The organism is Rummeliibacillus pycnus (assembly GCF_044359855.1).
Taxonomy (GTDB): domain Bacteria; phylum Bacillota; class Bacilli; order Bacillales_A; family Planococcaceae; genus Rummeliibacillus; species Rummeliibacillus pycnus_A.
The window spans coordinates 1,179,907-1,195,723 of sequence record NZ_CP132291.1; the positions used below are offsets into that span (position 1 = coordinate 1,179,907).

At 34.6% G+C, this 15,817-nt stretch carries 14 protein-coding genes; 5 read left to right on the top strand and 9 right to left on the bottom strand.

Annotated elements, in window-relative coordinates:
* The first annotated feature begins 67 nt into the window (after positions 1–67).
* Positions 68–1,051: a 4-hydroxy-3-methylbut-2-enyl diphosphate reductase gene (locus tag Q8X41_RS05905; RefSeq protein WP_397539327.1), complete on the top strand. Its 984-nt coding sequence runs from the start codon at positions 68–70 to the stop codon at positions 1,049–1,051.
* 113 nt (positions 1,052–1,164) lie between these two features.
* On the opposite strand, the gene Q8X41_RS05910 is transcribed toward Q8X41_RS05905, so the two are convergent.
* The 9 genes from Q8X41_RS05910 to Q8X41_RS05950 form a co-directional block, all read right to left on the bottom strand.
* Positions 1,165–2,283: a Nif3-like dinuclear metal center hexameric protein gene (locus tag Q8X41_RS05910; protein WP_397539328.1), complete on the bottom strand. Its 1,119-nt coding sequence runs from the start codon at positions 2,281–2,283 to the stop codon at positions 1,165–1,167.
* A 2-nt stretch (positions 2,284–2,285) separates the two neighbouring features.
* Positions 2,286–2,978, bottom strand: a complete 693-nt coding sequence (locus Q8X41_RS05915) for a tRNA (adenine(22)-N(1))-methyltransferase (RefSeq protein ID WP_397539329.1) — start codon at positions 2,976–2,978, stop codon at positions 2,286–2,288.
* Between the two features lie 180 nt (positions 2,979–3,158).
* The gene (cccA, locus tag Q8X41_RS05920; protein ID WP_397539330.1) at positions 3,159–3,536 is read right to left on the bottom strand and encodes a cytochrome c550; all 378 of its coding nucleotides are present in this window, start codon (positions 3,534–3,536) and stop codon (positions 3,159–3,161) included.
* A 636-nt stretch (positions 3,537–4,172) separates the two neighbouring features.
* On the bottom strand, positions 4,173–4,250 hold the full coding sequence (locus Q8X41_RS05925) for a hypothetical protein (protein WP_397540207.1): 78 nt from the start codon (positions 4,248–4,250) through the stop codon (positions 4,173–4,175).
* 744 nt (positions 4,251–4,994) lie between these two features.
* Positions 4,995–5,561 carry a hypothetical protein gene (locus Q8X41_RS05930; RefSeq protein ID WP_397539331.1) on the bottom strand — a complete coding sequence of 189 codons (567 nt, stop codon included), beginning with the start codon at positions 5,559–5,561 and terminating at the stop codon, positions 4,995–4,997.
* A 90-nt stretch (positions 5,562–5,651) separates the two neighbouring features.
* Complete coding sequence (gene rpoD, locus Q8X41_RS05935) at positions 5,652–6,800, bottom strand: RNA polymerase sigma factor RpoD (RefSeq protein WP_397539332.1); 1,149 nt, start codon at positions 6,798–6,800, stop codon at positions 5,652–5,654.
* 33 nt (positions 6,801–6,833) lie between these two features.
* A complete protein-coding gene (gene dnaG, locus Q8X41_RS05940) occupies positions 6,834–8,657 on the bottom strand; it encodes a DNA primase (RefSeq protein WP_397539333.1) in 1,824 nt (607 codons plus the stop codon).
* A 230-nt stretch (positions 8,658–8,887) separates the two neighbouring features.
* Complete coding sequence (locus tag Q8X41_RS05945; protein ID WP_397539334.1) at positions 8,888–9,703, bottom strand: pyruvate, water dikinase regulatory protein; 816 nt, start codon at positions 9,701–9,703, stop codon at positions 8,888–8,890.
* A 12-nt stretch (positions 9,704–9,715) separates the two neighbouring features.
* Positions 9,716–10,354: a helix-turn-helix transcriptional regulator gene (locus tag Q8X41_RS05950; RefSeq protein ID WP_397539335.1), complete on the bottom strand. Its 639-nt coding sequence runs from the start codon at positions 10,352–10,354 to the stop codon at positions 9,716–9,718.
* A gap of 317 nt (positions 10,355–10,671) precedes the next feature.
* On the opposite strand from Q8X41_RS05950, the gene Q8X41_RS05955 reads away from it, so the two are divergent.
* The 4 genes from Q8X41_RS05955 (at position 10,672) to Q8X41_RS05970 (ending at position 15,756) form a co-directional block, all read left to right on the top strand.
* Positions 10,672–12,054, top strand: coding sequence for a glycine--tRNA ligase (locus Q8X41_RS05955; RefSeq protein ID WP_397539336.1), 1,383 nt, complete (start codon positions 10,672–10,674; stop codon positions 12,052–12,054).
* A gap of 427 nt (positions 12,055–12,481) precedes the next feature.
* On the top strand, positions 12,482–13,354 hold the full coding sequence (locus Q8X41_RS05960) for an ABC transporter ATP-binding protein (protein WP_397539337.1): 873 nt from the start codon (positions 12,482–12,484) through the stop codon (positions 13,352–13,354).
* A gap of 11 nt (positions 13,355–13,365) precedes the next feature.
* Positions 13,366–14,463, top strand: coding sequence for an ABC transporter permease (locus Q8X41_RS05965; RefSeq protein ID WP_397539338.1), 1,098 nt, complete (start codon positions 13,366–13,368; stop codon positions 14,461–14,463).
* A complete protein-coding gene (locus Q8X41_RS05970; RefSeq protein ID WP_397539339.1) occupies positions 14,464–15,756 on the top strand; it encodes an ABC transporter permease subunit in 1,293 nt (430 codons plus the stop codon).
* The last annotated feature ends 61 nt before the right edge of the window (positions 15,757–15,817 follow it).

Consider the following 15,817-nt stretch of genomic DNA (forward strand, 5'->3'; position numbering starts at 1 on the left):
TTATTTTGTATTCAATTCCTGAGTCCGTTATAATAATACGTAGCGAGCATTGAAAGGAGTTCGAATCATGGAAGTCATTAAAATCACACCAAGAGGTTACTGCTACGGCGTTGTTGATGCTATGGTCATCGCACGCAATGCAGCCTTAGACAAAACATTACCAAGACCCATCTATATTCTTGGTATGATTGTTCACAATAAACACGTAACCGATGCATTCGAACAAGATGGCATCATCACATTAGACGGTAAAGACCGCTTAGAAATTTTAGAAAAAGTAGATAAAGGTACTGTAATTTTCACTGCTCATGGCGTCTCTCCCGAAGTACGTGAATTAGCACGAAAAAAAGGGTTAATTGCCATCGATGCAACATGTCCTGATGTTACAGTTACACATGATTTAATAGAAGAAAAATCATCTCATGGCTACGATATTGTTTATATCGGGAAAAAAGGTCATCCCGAACCAGAAGGAGCAATCGGTGTTGCTCCAGACCATGTGTTTTTAGTACAAAGTATTGAAGATGTTGATCAATTACAATTAACACGAGATAAAATTCTCGTAACAAATCAAACAACAATGAGCCAATGGGACGTTGCTCATTTAATGGACCATTTGAAAGAAAAATACCCAAATATTGAAGTCCATCAAGAAATCTGCTTAGCAACTCAAGTTCGACAAGAAGCTGTTGCAAAACAAGCAGGTGATGCTGATTTGCTGATTGTTGTTGGTGATCCTAAAAGTAATAACTCTAATCGTTTAACTCAAGTTTCTGAAGAAATTGCTCATACGAATTCTTATCGTATTGCAGATTTATCTGAACTTAAATTAGAATGGCTTGAAGGCATTGAAAAAGTCGGTGTAACTGCTGGTGCTTCTACCCCAACGCCAATTGTTAAAGAGGTTATCAAATTCTTGGAACAATATGATCCAAATGATCAAACAACTCATAACTTAACTCGTACAGTTACACTGGACAAAATTTTACCTAAGATAAAACAACCAAAACCTGTTGAGAAAATCTTACCTTATAATTTATCAAAAAAATAGAAAGTTACTTCACATCTTCTTAACCTAATAAGAAGATGATTATTTTGATAGCAAAAAGAGCATCTAATTAGTCCTTTCAGACTAATTAGATGCTCTTTTGTTTTACAATATTATTATATAAATTGGAAAGGTTCTGTTGAAAGTTTTGAAGCAATAAATGCACATTCAACTTTGTTTTCTTTACAAAGGGTTGCCATTTTTAGTGCAACACCCACTTTCATCACACTTTCAACATGATGACCTGGATCAACAATATGCAACCCTATACTTTCCGCATCTTGAGCCACATGGAAGTACATATCTCCTGTTACAAATACGTCAGCACCTGCTCGTTTTGCAGCATAGATATATTTGTTACCATCACCACCAAGGACAGCAATTTTCGAAACCTTTGAATTCAAATCACCAACAACTCTTACTTTTGGTACATTTAATGATTTCTTCACATGTTCAGCAAATTCTTTTAAAGTCATAGTGTCCACTGTACCAATTCGTCCTATACCCATTTCTTTTGCAGGTGTTTCTAGAGCATATAAATCATATGCTGGTTCTTCATACGGATGATGGTTTAGCATTGCACGCAAGACTTTGTTTTTATTCGTTTCTGCAACAACCACTTCTATTTTCACTTCAGCTTCAGTATGCAATTTCCCGATTTCTCCAGTATAAGGCTGTGAACCATTTAATGCTCTAAATCTTCCTTGCCCAGAAATGGTGTAACTACATGAATCATAGTCTCCTATTTGTCCAGCACCAGCACCTGCTAATGCTTGGCGTAACTCATCTGCATGGTCTTCAGGAACGAAAACTGCTAGCTTATACATTTTCTCAGAAAAAGTTGGTACTAGTACTTCACAATTTTTCAATTGCACTGCTTCTGCTAGAAGATCATTTACCCCACCTTCTGCTACATCCAAATTTGTATGTGCAGAATAGACGGCGATATCATTCTTGATACATTTTTCGATTAGTTTTCCCTTAGGGAGATCAGTACGTACATTTGCTAATTTGCTAAAAATTGGTGGATGATGGGCAATGATTAATTCGCAGCCATTTTCAATTGCTTCATCTACAACATCTTCATTTACATCTAAAGTGACTAATACTTTTGAAACAGACTTATTTAATGTTCCAATTGCTAAGCCAATAGGATCCCCATCCATTGCTGCAATTTTCTTCGGAGACCATGATTCAAAAAGCTGGATAATTTCTTGTCCATTTGTTTGCTTCATAGTTATAAAACCTCCTTCACCATTTCAATCCGATGCTGCAATTCTTTCGCTTTTTCAATAATTTCAACCGATTGTTCTGCTTTTTCAATTGCCCTTAATACATGTTGCCATTGTTGAATTTCACGATTCCATTTTTCTTTGAATACTTCATTTTGTTGTCTCATTAAAACAGGACCTAATAATAGCTGCTCTTCAGTTAGTGAATCTTCTCCAGGTTCAAGCACTAATACTTCATAGATTTTGTCATCTTCTTTTAAAATTGCTTCATCAACTATTTTCCAATTACGGCGAATAGCCCATTCTCGTATGGCAATCGCATGTATATTCGGTTGAAGAATTAGACGTTCTACACCGATTAATCGTTCTACATCTTTTTCCAAAATAGATGCGATTAACGGTCCACCCATACCTGCAATTGTAATGGCAGTTACATGATCTGCTTGTTCTATTGCTTGTAAGCCATCTGCTAGTCGTACATTAATTTGTTTTTGTAAACCTTCTTGTTGTACTTCATGACACGCTGATTCATAAGGGCCTTTTACAACTTCACCAGCAATTGCACTTGTGACAAGGTTGTTTAGGACTAAATAGCACGGTAAGTATGCGTGATCACTTCCTATATCAGCAACAATCGCATTTTGTGGTACAAATGATGCTACTTTTTCTAGTCGTTTTGATAATTTTTGAGCATTCAAGTAATAGCCCTCCTTCTTGTAGTATTGTAACGAAAAAAATCACTTTTTGCATAGAATATTGTTATAAAGAATCCATTCATTTATGTTAAATTCATAAATCTAGCTGCTATGGCTAACTTTTACATAGAAAAACCCTTATCCGATTCGAGGATAAGGGTTTGGAAAATATATAAGAATTAATTATTTTAATCCAGAGATATATTTAGCCATAGCATCAAGGTCTGCACCTGAAACAAGTCCAGCTGGCATACCAGTGCCTTTACCTTTTGTAAGAACATCTTTTACTTGTGCTTCCGATAAACCTGTACCATGTAAGTTTGGACCTACATTACCTTTAAGGTTATCACCATGACAAGAAATACATTTTTGTTTAGCAATTGCTTCTGGATCTGCTGCACCTGCAGTTTCACCTTTACCAGCTGTTTGTTCAGTTTTTGCTTCTTTTCCGCCTTTTGCAATTTCGGCTTTTTTATCCGCTCCGTCAATAGACATGAAGAAGATTAAACCTAGACCGAATGCCATGATTAAGATATACGGAATAATAGGATTCTTTTTCATCAATTACCCTCCCTAATAAGTTCAATCTATTTCTATAAATAGAATCAGTCAACACTAATATTGTACTTCATAACTGGTAAAACGAAAAGGCCTTCTGAATAAGTTTTCCCTGGTTTGTGACAAATATGACACAAAAGATATATTAACATCCAATTTATCTTGCTATTACCATTCTTTCAACTTTAGGTGAAAATTTTCTATTTTATAACAGTTTTTACTACCTTAAATAATGTTCTAATTTAAAATTTTTCATGTAATTCTATTCGTGCATTTGGATGGTTTCGAGCTATTCCATCTCAATTTTAGATACAATAAGTTGTTAAATCCCTAATCCTTCTTTATTCATTAAATACTCTTTTGAAACTTGCACATCCTATATTCAAATCTATTTGTTATATGGTACAAGAACTGTAAATCCATGACTTGCAACCGATATTGCACTAATGTGCTTTTGCACCTTAATATTCCCTACACATAGCTTTTAATGCAAGATGTGATGTTTTTAATAGCTTACATTTGTACCTTTCATTAATTAAATATAACCATTCGCAAGCATTGCAATTCTCTCAGTACCTCCAGTATTAGGTTCTGTTAAAAAAAATCATCCCTCTAAGGTCTCTCCTGTACAAATCAATGTTAGAATTTACCCTTTTGTTCTTTCGTTCCAAATAAATGGAGTGGAGCACCTCCTAATGAAATATGAGCAGAATACATAATTCCTGTAGATGAACTCCACTCATTTTTCCCTTACGATTAAAACCATCTGCACCTTCTTTATCTTAATTTTCTTCAAAAGCAATTCCATTATTCACATTTTACATAATTGTTAGAAAATTTATTTTACAATCTGTTTGTACGTTCTCTGTTAACTGTACCAGGTGCAACAACTTAATCGACGAATTCTTTCATCATCTTCTGCAACATTTTACAATTTTCTTATCTGAGTCAATTTCGTAACTATTTTTCTAGTTAAATATGCGAAAATTTTCTAAATAAACAACTCAATAACACATAAATATTTCCATTTCCGGTATTTACTTAGGAAGTAATTGATATGAATTTCGAACTCATAGATGAATCAATTTCATAATTCAAAGATTTAATAAAAAATACGACCATTAAATGGGCTATTTTTATATGCCGTATATCAATTAGAAATTTGTCTATGAAGCGGAAGATGGCGAGTCCTCGAAAATGCATTCGCATTTCCTTCGTGCGATGTTAATTCAGAGAGGTCTATTCATAGTCCTGCGAGAAAGCGAGACAGGTGAGACCCCGCAGTGAAAATTCTTTTTGCTCTGCAAAAAGAATTTTCTGCGACGAGTAACCGCAGGAGCAAAGGCGGCTTCCGAGGAGGCTCAACGCTCGCCCGCGGAAAGCGCCATCTGGAGCGGCTTACTGAATCAATGTGATGAAATGTTCGTATTTAATAACCAAAAATGGATTTATGAAACTGATTCACTTGAATAATATGTAAAAAATTATAATAATTAAACCGACTACTCCCGAAATTTTAAAATAAATTAAATTCAATAGTTTACCAGAAATCAACCATAAAAGACAATTCCCTATTAGTACACCATAGAGTACTAGTGTTTTTTCGTATGAGAATAGATTTTCGAGTTTAATTGAGACACCCAAAATCAGCAACGCTACTGTCGCATAGGAAAAGGTAGTAATAATTGTTTTATTTTGTGTATATTTAAAAAGAAATAATAAAAGACCGATAATTACACTTATACTTAATATTACAGGAATAAGAACAAATGGTGCTTTTAATACAAATAATGTGATTAATAAAACAGCTGTACCAATTGATAAAAATATCATTTTCAAATTATTCTTTGTCGAATTTTCTGATAATATGGACTTTGATGCGTTAACTTCCAACTTTGTGCAATCCTCTACTTCTTCCCCTTGAGAATATAAAGTTGTTAAAAAATCACAATAGTGTTCCGGTAATAGCTTGTTCTTCTTCCAGAATAGGATCTCATTTAGGATAATTTCTTTCTTTTGACTGTTCACTTAAACGCCCCCAGCTTTAGAAACCATTTTCACCCATAATTTTACCTTATTCGACGAAAAAAGACACCCCAAATTGGAGTGTCTTTTATCCTATTCTAGAAAGTCTTTTAAACGTTTACTTCGTGATGGGTGGCGCAATTTTCTTAGAGCCTTCGCTTCTATTTGACGAATACGTTCTCTTGTGACACCAAATACTTTCCCTACTTCTTCAAGTGTACGCGTACGGCCATCATCTAAACCGAAACGTAAACGTAGAACATTTTCTTCACGATCAGTAAGTGTATCTAAGACATCTTCTAATTGTTCTTTTAAAAGTTCATAAGCTGCATGATCTGATGGTGATTGAGCTTCTGAGTCTTCGATGAAATCTCCCAAATGCGAATCATCTTCTTCACCAATTGGTGTTTCCAATGATACTGGTTCTTGAGCGATTTTTAGGATTTCACGAACTTTTTCTGGTGTTAAATCCATTTCTTCACCGATTTCTTCAGGTGTTGGTTCGCGTCCTAAATCTTGAAGTAATTGACGTTGAACACGAATTAATTTATTTATGGTTTCGACCATATGCACTGGAATACGAATCGTACGTGCTTGGTCAGCAATTGCACGAGTTATCGCTTGGCGAATCCACCAAGTTGCATAAGTTGAGAATTTGAAACCTTTACGGTAATCAAATTTTTCTACAGCTTTGATTAGACCCATATTACCTTCTTGAATTAAATCAAGGAATAACATACCACGGCCAACATAGCGTTTTGCGATACTAACTACAAGACGTAAATTTGCTTCTGCTAATCGTTTGCGTGCTTCATCGTCACCTTGTTCGATACGTTCAGCAAGTGCGATCTCTTCTTTTGCACTTAATAGGTCAACTCTACCGATTTCTTTTAGATACATACGAACGGGGTCATTTATTTTGACGCCTGGTGGAACACTTAAATCATTCAAGTCAAACGTTTCTTCATGGTCTTTACCTTTAAGTAGACGATCTAAATTTTCTTCATCACCGTCTTTACCACCTAATTCGATACCATTAGTTTCAAGTTTTTCGATGAATTCTTCTACTGCATCAGCTTCCATTTCATAGGTTTGCAGTTTATCTGCAATTTCTGCATAAGATAATTCACCGTTTTTCTTACCTGTTTCTAGTAAGAATTTTTTTGTTTCTTCTAAAGTATGTTCCAGATCTATTTCTTTTACTTCTGTTTCTTCGTTTGAACGTTTAGACTTGTCCGCCACAGGTGTTTCCTCCTTCTAACAATCACTATCCAATTACACTCTTGATAGTGATTTCCTTAAATCAATAACTTCTTGTGAAAGCTGCAATGCACTTCTCATGTCATGCATCTTTTCTGCTTCTTTTATAGCATGGTTTTTATCTTGTATTTGTTGTTCGATTCTAAATTTCTTCACCTGTTTCAAGCAGTCAGAAATTTCCTCTTCAGCATGATTCGGATCACGCTCTACAAGAGCAGCTTCCATAATGATTTTACGTAGCTCTCTATCACCAATAACTTCTGCAAAGCGTTGATAATCCGCTTTTTGATGTTCTTCATAAAATCCAATAAGGTGAATATAGATAGCCATATAATCATCCCGTACAAAGGGATTTGCATTCTCTTCTTGGCGAATTCTATCTACAACGTCAATGTTGTGTAACATATGTGCTAAGAGTGATCTTTCCGCACGATCAGTCGCTGTGATTTTTTTCTTTTGAAGAGTAAGCTGTTCAGTTTTGGGTAGCACTTGTTGCTCAATTCTTTTAGAGCCTTTTGCTATCTGTGCTTCCTTTTGACGTAATTGCAGTTGTAAAGTTTCTTCAGAAATATTCGTGTCCATTGAAATCTGTTTGATATATAATTCTTTTTCAATGGGTGAAATTCCTTCAACTAAATAATTCAAAGCCTCATCTACATATTGCAATATATCATTTTGGTATTGAAAATTTTTGTTACGTCTTACATACATCAGCATAAATGCGACATATGCTTGCGGTTCACTTATTACTTTTTCTTTAAAAGCTTCTGGACCAAATTGCTGTATATATTCATCTGGGTCTAAACCTGTTGGAAGAACTGCAACTTCAACGTTTATTCTTTCTGCGTGTAACATTTCAGCAGCTTTTCTTGCAGCTTCCCATCCAGCTTTATCGCCATCATAGCAAACAATTATATGATCAGTAAGACGCTTTAACTTTGTCATATGTTGCATCGTAAGGGCAGTTCCCATCGTTGCAACCCCGTTAAAGACACTTGCTCTTTTTGCAGAGAGCACATCCATAAAACCTTCAAATAACACAACATTACGTTCTTTTCGAATAATAGGTCTAGCTTGGTCCAAGTTATATAATACTTGTCCCTTATGAAAAATTGGAGATTCTGGGCTATTTAAATACTTAGCATCTTCGCCTCCACTATCCAGAATACGACCTGAGAACGCAATAATCTTACCTTGTTCATCCCGAATTGGAAACATTACGCGGCTTCTGAAACGGTCAAAATAGCCTGATCCGTCCTCTCGTTTAATAATTAATCCGCATTGTTCCATTTCTTCTAAACTAAAGCCTTTTCGTGTTAAAAGTTGAGTTAACGAATCCCAATGGGGCAGAGAATAACCAATTCCATTTGTTTCGATTTCCTCTTTTGTAAACCCTCTTTGTTGCAAATAGTTAAGCCCTTGCTCGCCTTCTTCAGTATTTAAAAGTAAGTGCCGATAATATTCAGCAGCAAAAGCATGGGCATCCTTCATACGTCCTTCTTCTGGAGAAATCGGTTGCGTATGATGTTCCGGTGTTGATGAAACTTCGACATGGATGCCGACACGTTCACCAAGTTTAGCTGTAGCCTCTTGGAAAGAAATATTCTCAATGTCCATTAAAAATGTAATGGCACTTCCCCCAGCGCCGCAGCCAAAGCAATGGAATATTTGTTTATCTGTAGATACAGAAAAAGAAGGCGTTTGCTCCCCGTGGAACGGACATAATCCAAAATAGTTTCTTCCACGTTTTGTCAACTGTACAAAGTCGCCAACAACGTCTACAATATCCGCTTTTGAACGTATTTGTTCAATAATCTCTTCAGGTATTTTTTGCGCCATTCCATCACCATCTTTTTTTGCTCATAACTGATTTCGAGATAATTACTATAAAGTCCTTCATTTTTCGACAAAAAATTTTTTATTTAAGCTAGTATGGGCAAAATCCTTGTAATTATTTTTACCACAATTTTTTATTATAAAACATTTCACTTGAAAATTCTATCACTTTTTTGATATTTTGTTGATAAAACACAAAAAAACCTCCCCTTAAGGAGGGTTCCACACTCATATCATTGGTGTGATGATTGAATACGATGGATAATATCATTTGCTGTTTCTTCAACAGCTTTGTTTGTAACATCAATAACTTGACACCCAATACGATCAACTACACTTTTAAAATGTACTATTTCTTCATTAATACGTTCAAGTTTTGCATAGTGAGCACCATCATTTAATCCTAATGCAAGTAAACGTTCTTTGCGTATGCTATTTAGTTTTTCAGGAGAAATCACAAGACCGAAGCACTTAGTCGGATCCACTAAGAATAATTCTTCTGGCGGTTCCACTTCTGGTACAAGTGGGACATTCGCTACTTTATAGCGTTTATGTGCTAAAAATTGCGAAAGTGGTGTTTTAGAAGTACGAGACACACCAATCAATACGATATCGGCTTTTAGTAATCCTCTTGGATCACGACCATCGTCGTATTTTACTGCAAATTCAATCGCCTCTATTTTTTGAAAATAGTCATCATCTAATTTACGGACTAATCCTGGCTCTTCCAAAGGTTCAATTTGAAGTGTTTCCCCTAGCATTTCCATAATTGGTCCCATAAGGTCAACGGCTGGAATTTCTTTTTCAATGCATATATTGCGTAAAAATCCACGCATAACTTCTTTTACTAATGTGTAAACAATAATTGCATCCTGCTCTAATGCAAGATGAACAATTTCAGTTAATTGTTCTTTACTTTCCACATGGGGGAAACGTTGTATCTTCGTATCCTGCATACCAGGTCTAAATTGACTGATAGCTGCTTTTGTTACTAGATCACCAGTTTCTCCCACAGAATCTGAAATGATAAAAACGGATAAATTATTCATGGAAGCATCACCTCACAAATCATGATTTTCAGCAAGCGATAGAAACGCTCGTGTAATATTTGTTTTTGTCAAACGACCTATGACCTCTAAGCCATCTGGATGTTCGATTACGACAGGTAATGCATCTATTTGTCTTTCAATAAGTTTATGAGCTGCCTGAATTAAACCGTCTGATTTAAAGCAAAATGCTATATTTGGCATCCTCGTCATGATAATATGTACGGGAATATGATTTAAATCTTGACTACCTATGCTTGTGCGAAGTAAATCTTTTCTTGAAAGCACACCAGTCAAATAAGAATTATGATCTACGACAAATAATGTACCCACATCTTCTAAAAACATTTGACAAATGGCATCATATACAGAAACATTCTCAGAAACTACAACCGGAATCGATTGGAAGTCTTTCACCTTCATATTCGTCATGCTATCGACAACAGCTTGGTTTGTCTTTTTACCAGAGTAAAAATAACCAACACGCGGTCTAGCATCCAAAAAACCTGCCATTGTTAAAATGGCTAAATCTGGTCTAAGTGTCGCTCTAGTCAGTGAAAGACGCTCAGCTATTTGTTCCCCAGTTATAGGGCCATTTTCCTTAACAATTTCTAAGATCTCTTCCTGACGTTTGTTGAGTTCTATTGGACTCACCGCCTCAAAAAGTGTTATACTCATTCCTAATTATTATATACTACTTTCGAATATATTGCGAAGAAAAGAATCGCATGTTACAATGTCAACAAAACAAATAAGCGATGAACGGTCAATAAGTATGATTTCATCATAAAGCGAGTAGAGATAGTGAAAGTCTACACGAAATCAGAAAAAGGCAGCCGGGAGCTAACTTTTTGAAAGAGGATTACTTTGGTAATCAATCGGGGTGGAACCGCGGGTCAATAGCACTCGTCCCCGGGTACAAATATGTGCCCGGAGACGGGTGCTTTATTATTTAATGGAGGGATAATCTAATGACAAAAACAATGGAAAGTATCGTAAGCTTAGCCAAACATCGTGGCTTCGTCTTCCCTGGTTCAGAAATTTATGGAGGCTTAGCAAACACTTGGGATTACGGTCCACTTGGTGTTGAACTTAAAAACAATGTAAAAAAAGCATGGTGGCAAAAATTCGTTCAAGAATCACAATATAATGTTGGTCTTGACGCTGCTATCTTAATGAACCCAAAAACTTGGGTAGCATCTGGTCACGTTGGTAACTTTAACGACCCGATGATTGACTGTAAACACTGTAAAGCTCGTCACCGTGCAGATAAATTAATCGAAGACGCAGCACTAGCTAAAGGTGAAGAAATTATCGTTGATGGTATGCCTTTCGATAAAATGGCCGAAGTCTTAAAACAATATGACGTTCACTGCCCTGATTGTGGCGAACAAGATTTCACTGAAATCCGTCAATTCAACCTTATGTTCAAAACATTCCAAGGTGTTACAGAAGAATCAACAAACGAAATTTTCCTACGCCCAGAAACAGCACAGGGTATTTTCGTTAACTTTAAAAACGTTCAACGTTCTATGCGTAAACGTACTCCTTTTGGTATCGCACAAGTTGGTAAATCATTCCGTAACGAGATTACTCCAGGTAACTTCACTTTCCGTACACGTGAATTTGAACAAATGGAACTCGAATTCTTCTGCAAACCAGGTACAGAACTAGAATGGCATGCATACTGGAAAGAATTCTGTAAAAAATGGTTATTAAACTTAAGCATGAATGAAGATTCTATGCGCCTTCGCGATCACGAAGATGAAGAACTTTCTCACTACTCAAATGCTACAACGGATATTGAATTTAAATTCCCATTTGGCTGGGGCGAATTATGGGGCGTTGCATCTCGTACAGATTTCGACTTAAAACGACATATGGAACACTCTGGTGAAGACTTCACTTACATTGATCCAATTTCAAACGAACGCTATGTACCATATTGCATCGAACCATCACTTGGCGCTGACCGTGTAACATTAGCATTCTTATGTGATGCATATGATGAGGAAGAATTAGAAGGCGGAGATTCACGTACAGTACTTCGATTCCACCCTGCACTTGCACCATTCAAAGCAGCTGTATTACCACTTTCTAAGAAATTAGCAGAACAAGCCACAGAAGTATGGGCTGAATTACGTAAAGCATTCCCAGTAGATTATGATGAATCACAATCAATTGGTAAACGCTACCGTCGCCAAGACGAAATCGGTACACCATTCTGTATCACATATGATTTCGATTCAGTTGAAGACGGTCAAGTAACAGTTCGTCATCGTGACTCTATGGAACAAAAACGTATGCCGATTGCTGAAGTAAAGGCTTATATTGAACAGTATCTTGCATTCTAATTTCTAAACTTAAACAGACCTAACTCTTTTCACTTACAACTAGATAAGTTAAAACCAACATCCATTAAGGGAGGTGACGTTAAATGTCACCTCCCTTTTTTTCGAAAGGTGCTCTAAAGTTTAAATGTAGCCATTACATAGACTTAAAAAAGTATATCGATTATTTCTTTACAATCAAAAGATGGATGTTTAAGAAGAAAGGTAAAGAACAGTTAAAGCGTCTATCCAAACACAACGTAAAGCATAGGTAATACAGTAAAACAACTCTCCCCTTCACAAAACTGAAAAATTGTTATCAAACAATACCGACCTAATGTATTATTATTTGAATTTACTGATTTTTTAATTTACTTTTATTATACTATTGAGGTAATATTTGGTTTAATAATAAATTATATAAATTTTAATAGATAAGGTGGGGATATAATTGACCATTCTTTCAATCAAAAATCTATCTAAGACCTATAAAAATCACCTAGTTTTAAAGAATATAGATTTACACATTGACTCTCCAGGAATTTGGGCATTAGTTGGTCCAAATGGATCTGGTAAAACTACCTTTTTAAATACGATTTCGAATTTGCTTCCTGCCACTTCGGGAAAAATTGAATTGGTAGGTAAATCTAATACAGATTCAAATGTTTTTAAAGAAGTTTCCTTTTTGCAGGATAATACCGTGTTATTTGATTATTTAAACGGATATGATCATCTAAAATACATTTGTGATGTACAGGGAATCAATAAAAAACGAATCCATGAAGTCGCGCAATACGTAGGAATGGAACATTATATAAAAAAACGAGTAGGTAATTATTCTCTAGGTATGAAACAGCATCTTCTTCTAGCGATGGCCATTATAAATAAACCCAAACTTTTATTATTAGACGAGCCTCTGAATGGACTCGATCCTACAAGTGCTATATTAGTTCGAAAAATTTTACTTGAACTAGCTGAAAGTGGAACAACTATTTTATTATCTTCTCATAATTTAGCCGAAATTGATCGTGTTACATCTCAAATACTATTTTTAAAGAATGGTGAATTAATAGAAGAAAATATGCAATCTTACGAAATTACCTATTATTATTTTGAAGTCAATGACAAATTTCATGCGTTAAAAATGTTAGAAGAACTACATTATACAGTAGAACAATTTGAAAATGGTCTTAAAGTAAATTTAGGCAACTATCAACTTCAACGTTTACTTGATGAATTAAAAGCAGCTGAGATTACAATATTGGACATGTATAAAGAAGTAGCTGGCTCTGAAAAAAGATATGAAGAATTATTTGAAGTGTGAGGTTGACGAATATGAAGCTCATATTATTCGAATTTAAGAAAATTGTATGTTCTAAAGTTTTCCCACTATTTCTTTTAATTACTGCACTTCTCATTACTATTTTTTTCATCTCCAATGTTGCCCATCAAGAAGCTATTTCATCAAAGAAAATCGAACAGTTTTCAAAACATGCTAGTCATGTTCTCTCCCAATTTCAAGGTGATCAAAAAATTCTTGAAAAGGGGCCAAATCCCGAAATAGAAAAAAGAATTGATATAGCAGGAACTTTATACGATCAACTAAAAGAATTGACCCAAGCAATAGAAGCTGCTAAATGGAAAAAGGAACTTCAATTAGAAAATAAGGTTTATATTTCAGCGATGCAATTTCAAAATGTAGATGGTAGTTTTTTAATGAGTCAAGAAGATATGAAAAAAACCATGCGTTATAATAATGAATTACTAGCTAGAGGATTACCAAAGGAAGATTTAGATTATTCCATACAAACGTCTATTTTTATGAAAAAAATAGTGTCTTTTCTCCTTACTCCAATTCCTTTTATCATTCTGCTTGTCATATTAAGTATTTTTATTACGAAAGAATTTGAAGAACAAAATATGAAATTAGTATATTCTCTCCCCATTTCAAAGTTAAAATATATTTGCATAAAGTATGTAAGCTTACTACTTACTGGTATTATTTGGTTAGGAGTTATTTTCATCTTATCTTATGTTATTCCTTCAATATTCGGTGAAAATATTGGGGATGTCTTTAATTATCCTTTGTACGCAAATTCTGGTGACTTTGTAAGTTCAGGTGAATATTTGATGAGGGCTATTGTTTCTAGCATTTGTTTTATGAGCTTTGTAGTAGCCTTTCTTTTATTAGTAAGCTTTTCCGTTAGAAATCTAGTGATTGCAAGTTTAATTATTGCATTTGTTTTGGGTGGTGCAGTAATCATTACAAAGAATAGTGCGGAAAGCTTTTGGAATCCCTTCGTTTACCAAAACATCGATCAAGCAGTTATTAACACAGTTTCTTATTATCCGATAAGCCTACTTCCATTGTTGATTATTATGATTTGCCTAATTTTCATTACACTTGTGCTAAATCGAAAGCGAGGGATATGAATGTCGAAACTCTTTCTCTTCGAATGTAAGAAAATTTTAAAAAAGAAAGTTACATGGATAACTTGCTTGCTATCTATCATAGCTGTGATTAGTCTTTATTTTTATAGTATGTCAGTATCTGAAAATATTAAAAGTCAAAATATTAATAAGCTTAACTATATCATTTCATCTTATAAAAAAATGATTCTTGATATAAACAGTGAAAAAGATAAGGCTGAACAAAATAAAGACGTAGAAAATGTGAAGATGTTGTCAACTCAAATTAAAGGATTAAAGAAAAGCATTAAGAAGTATGAAACACAGAAAGAAAATTTAATAAAAGGTAATTGGCAAGAAATTTATTCAAATGAAGCGACTTCTTTAGAGGAACAATTATCTCCAGATCCCAATATATCTCCTCGCTCTATTGAAAATCAGGAAATATCAAACTTTACTATAAAAGCTACTTTTGCAGAAGTAACATGGCTACAAAAGAAAAATGTAGAACCTTTTATCCAAAAAACAGTTTATACGCCTTATGTAGCGTCAATTTATGATCATTTTACAGGTAGTGTATTAGATGAATGGAAGACTACGACGGAGCGTTACGCTACAAATGGATTGTCCTTATTATTTCTATTGATTCAACAATACTTCATACCGATTGTAATTTTACTCGGATGTTTTATTTTTGCGAATACCATTTCATCTGACACAAATTCTAAGAAAAAAGGGCTAAATTTTTATTTTACCCTCCCAATCTATAAAAGAAAGTTATATTTTGCTAAATACTTAAGTGGGATAACTTTTACTATGGGCTTTGTGTTGGTCACAACGATTACTCCTCTTATATGTAGCTTATTTTCAGGGGGAATTGGTAGTCCACACTCCCCTGTTCTAGTGTATGAAATCATTAAACCTAATCTTTTCGGCACTATAGATGATACAAAAGCTCAATTCCATTTTATTGAACTAAAGGATTATTTAAAGCAACTAATTCCTTTAGCAATAATGTTAGTACTCTTTTTATATTCTTTTTATTTCATGCTTTCCACAATAATAAGAAATTCAATCGTTTCAGTTTGTTTAGTAAGTATCATTTCTTTTGGTGCAATGAAGCTTTACCCGACAGTCTTTAACCCTTTTACTTACATGGATCTTCATAAAATTATAAATAGCGAACTTTCAACAACACTATTTAAGGCGTCTATAAATCTTCAAAATGGTTTATCTATCTTAGTAATAATGGGGTGTATTTCAAGCATTATTGGTTATTTCTTATTCAAAAAAGTAAATAAAAATTATTACTTTTGAATAATTTTAGATGTTATCATAGTGGATTCAGTTAATTTATCAAGCGTGCTGATTAGGATAA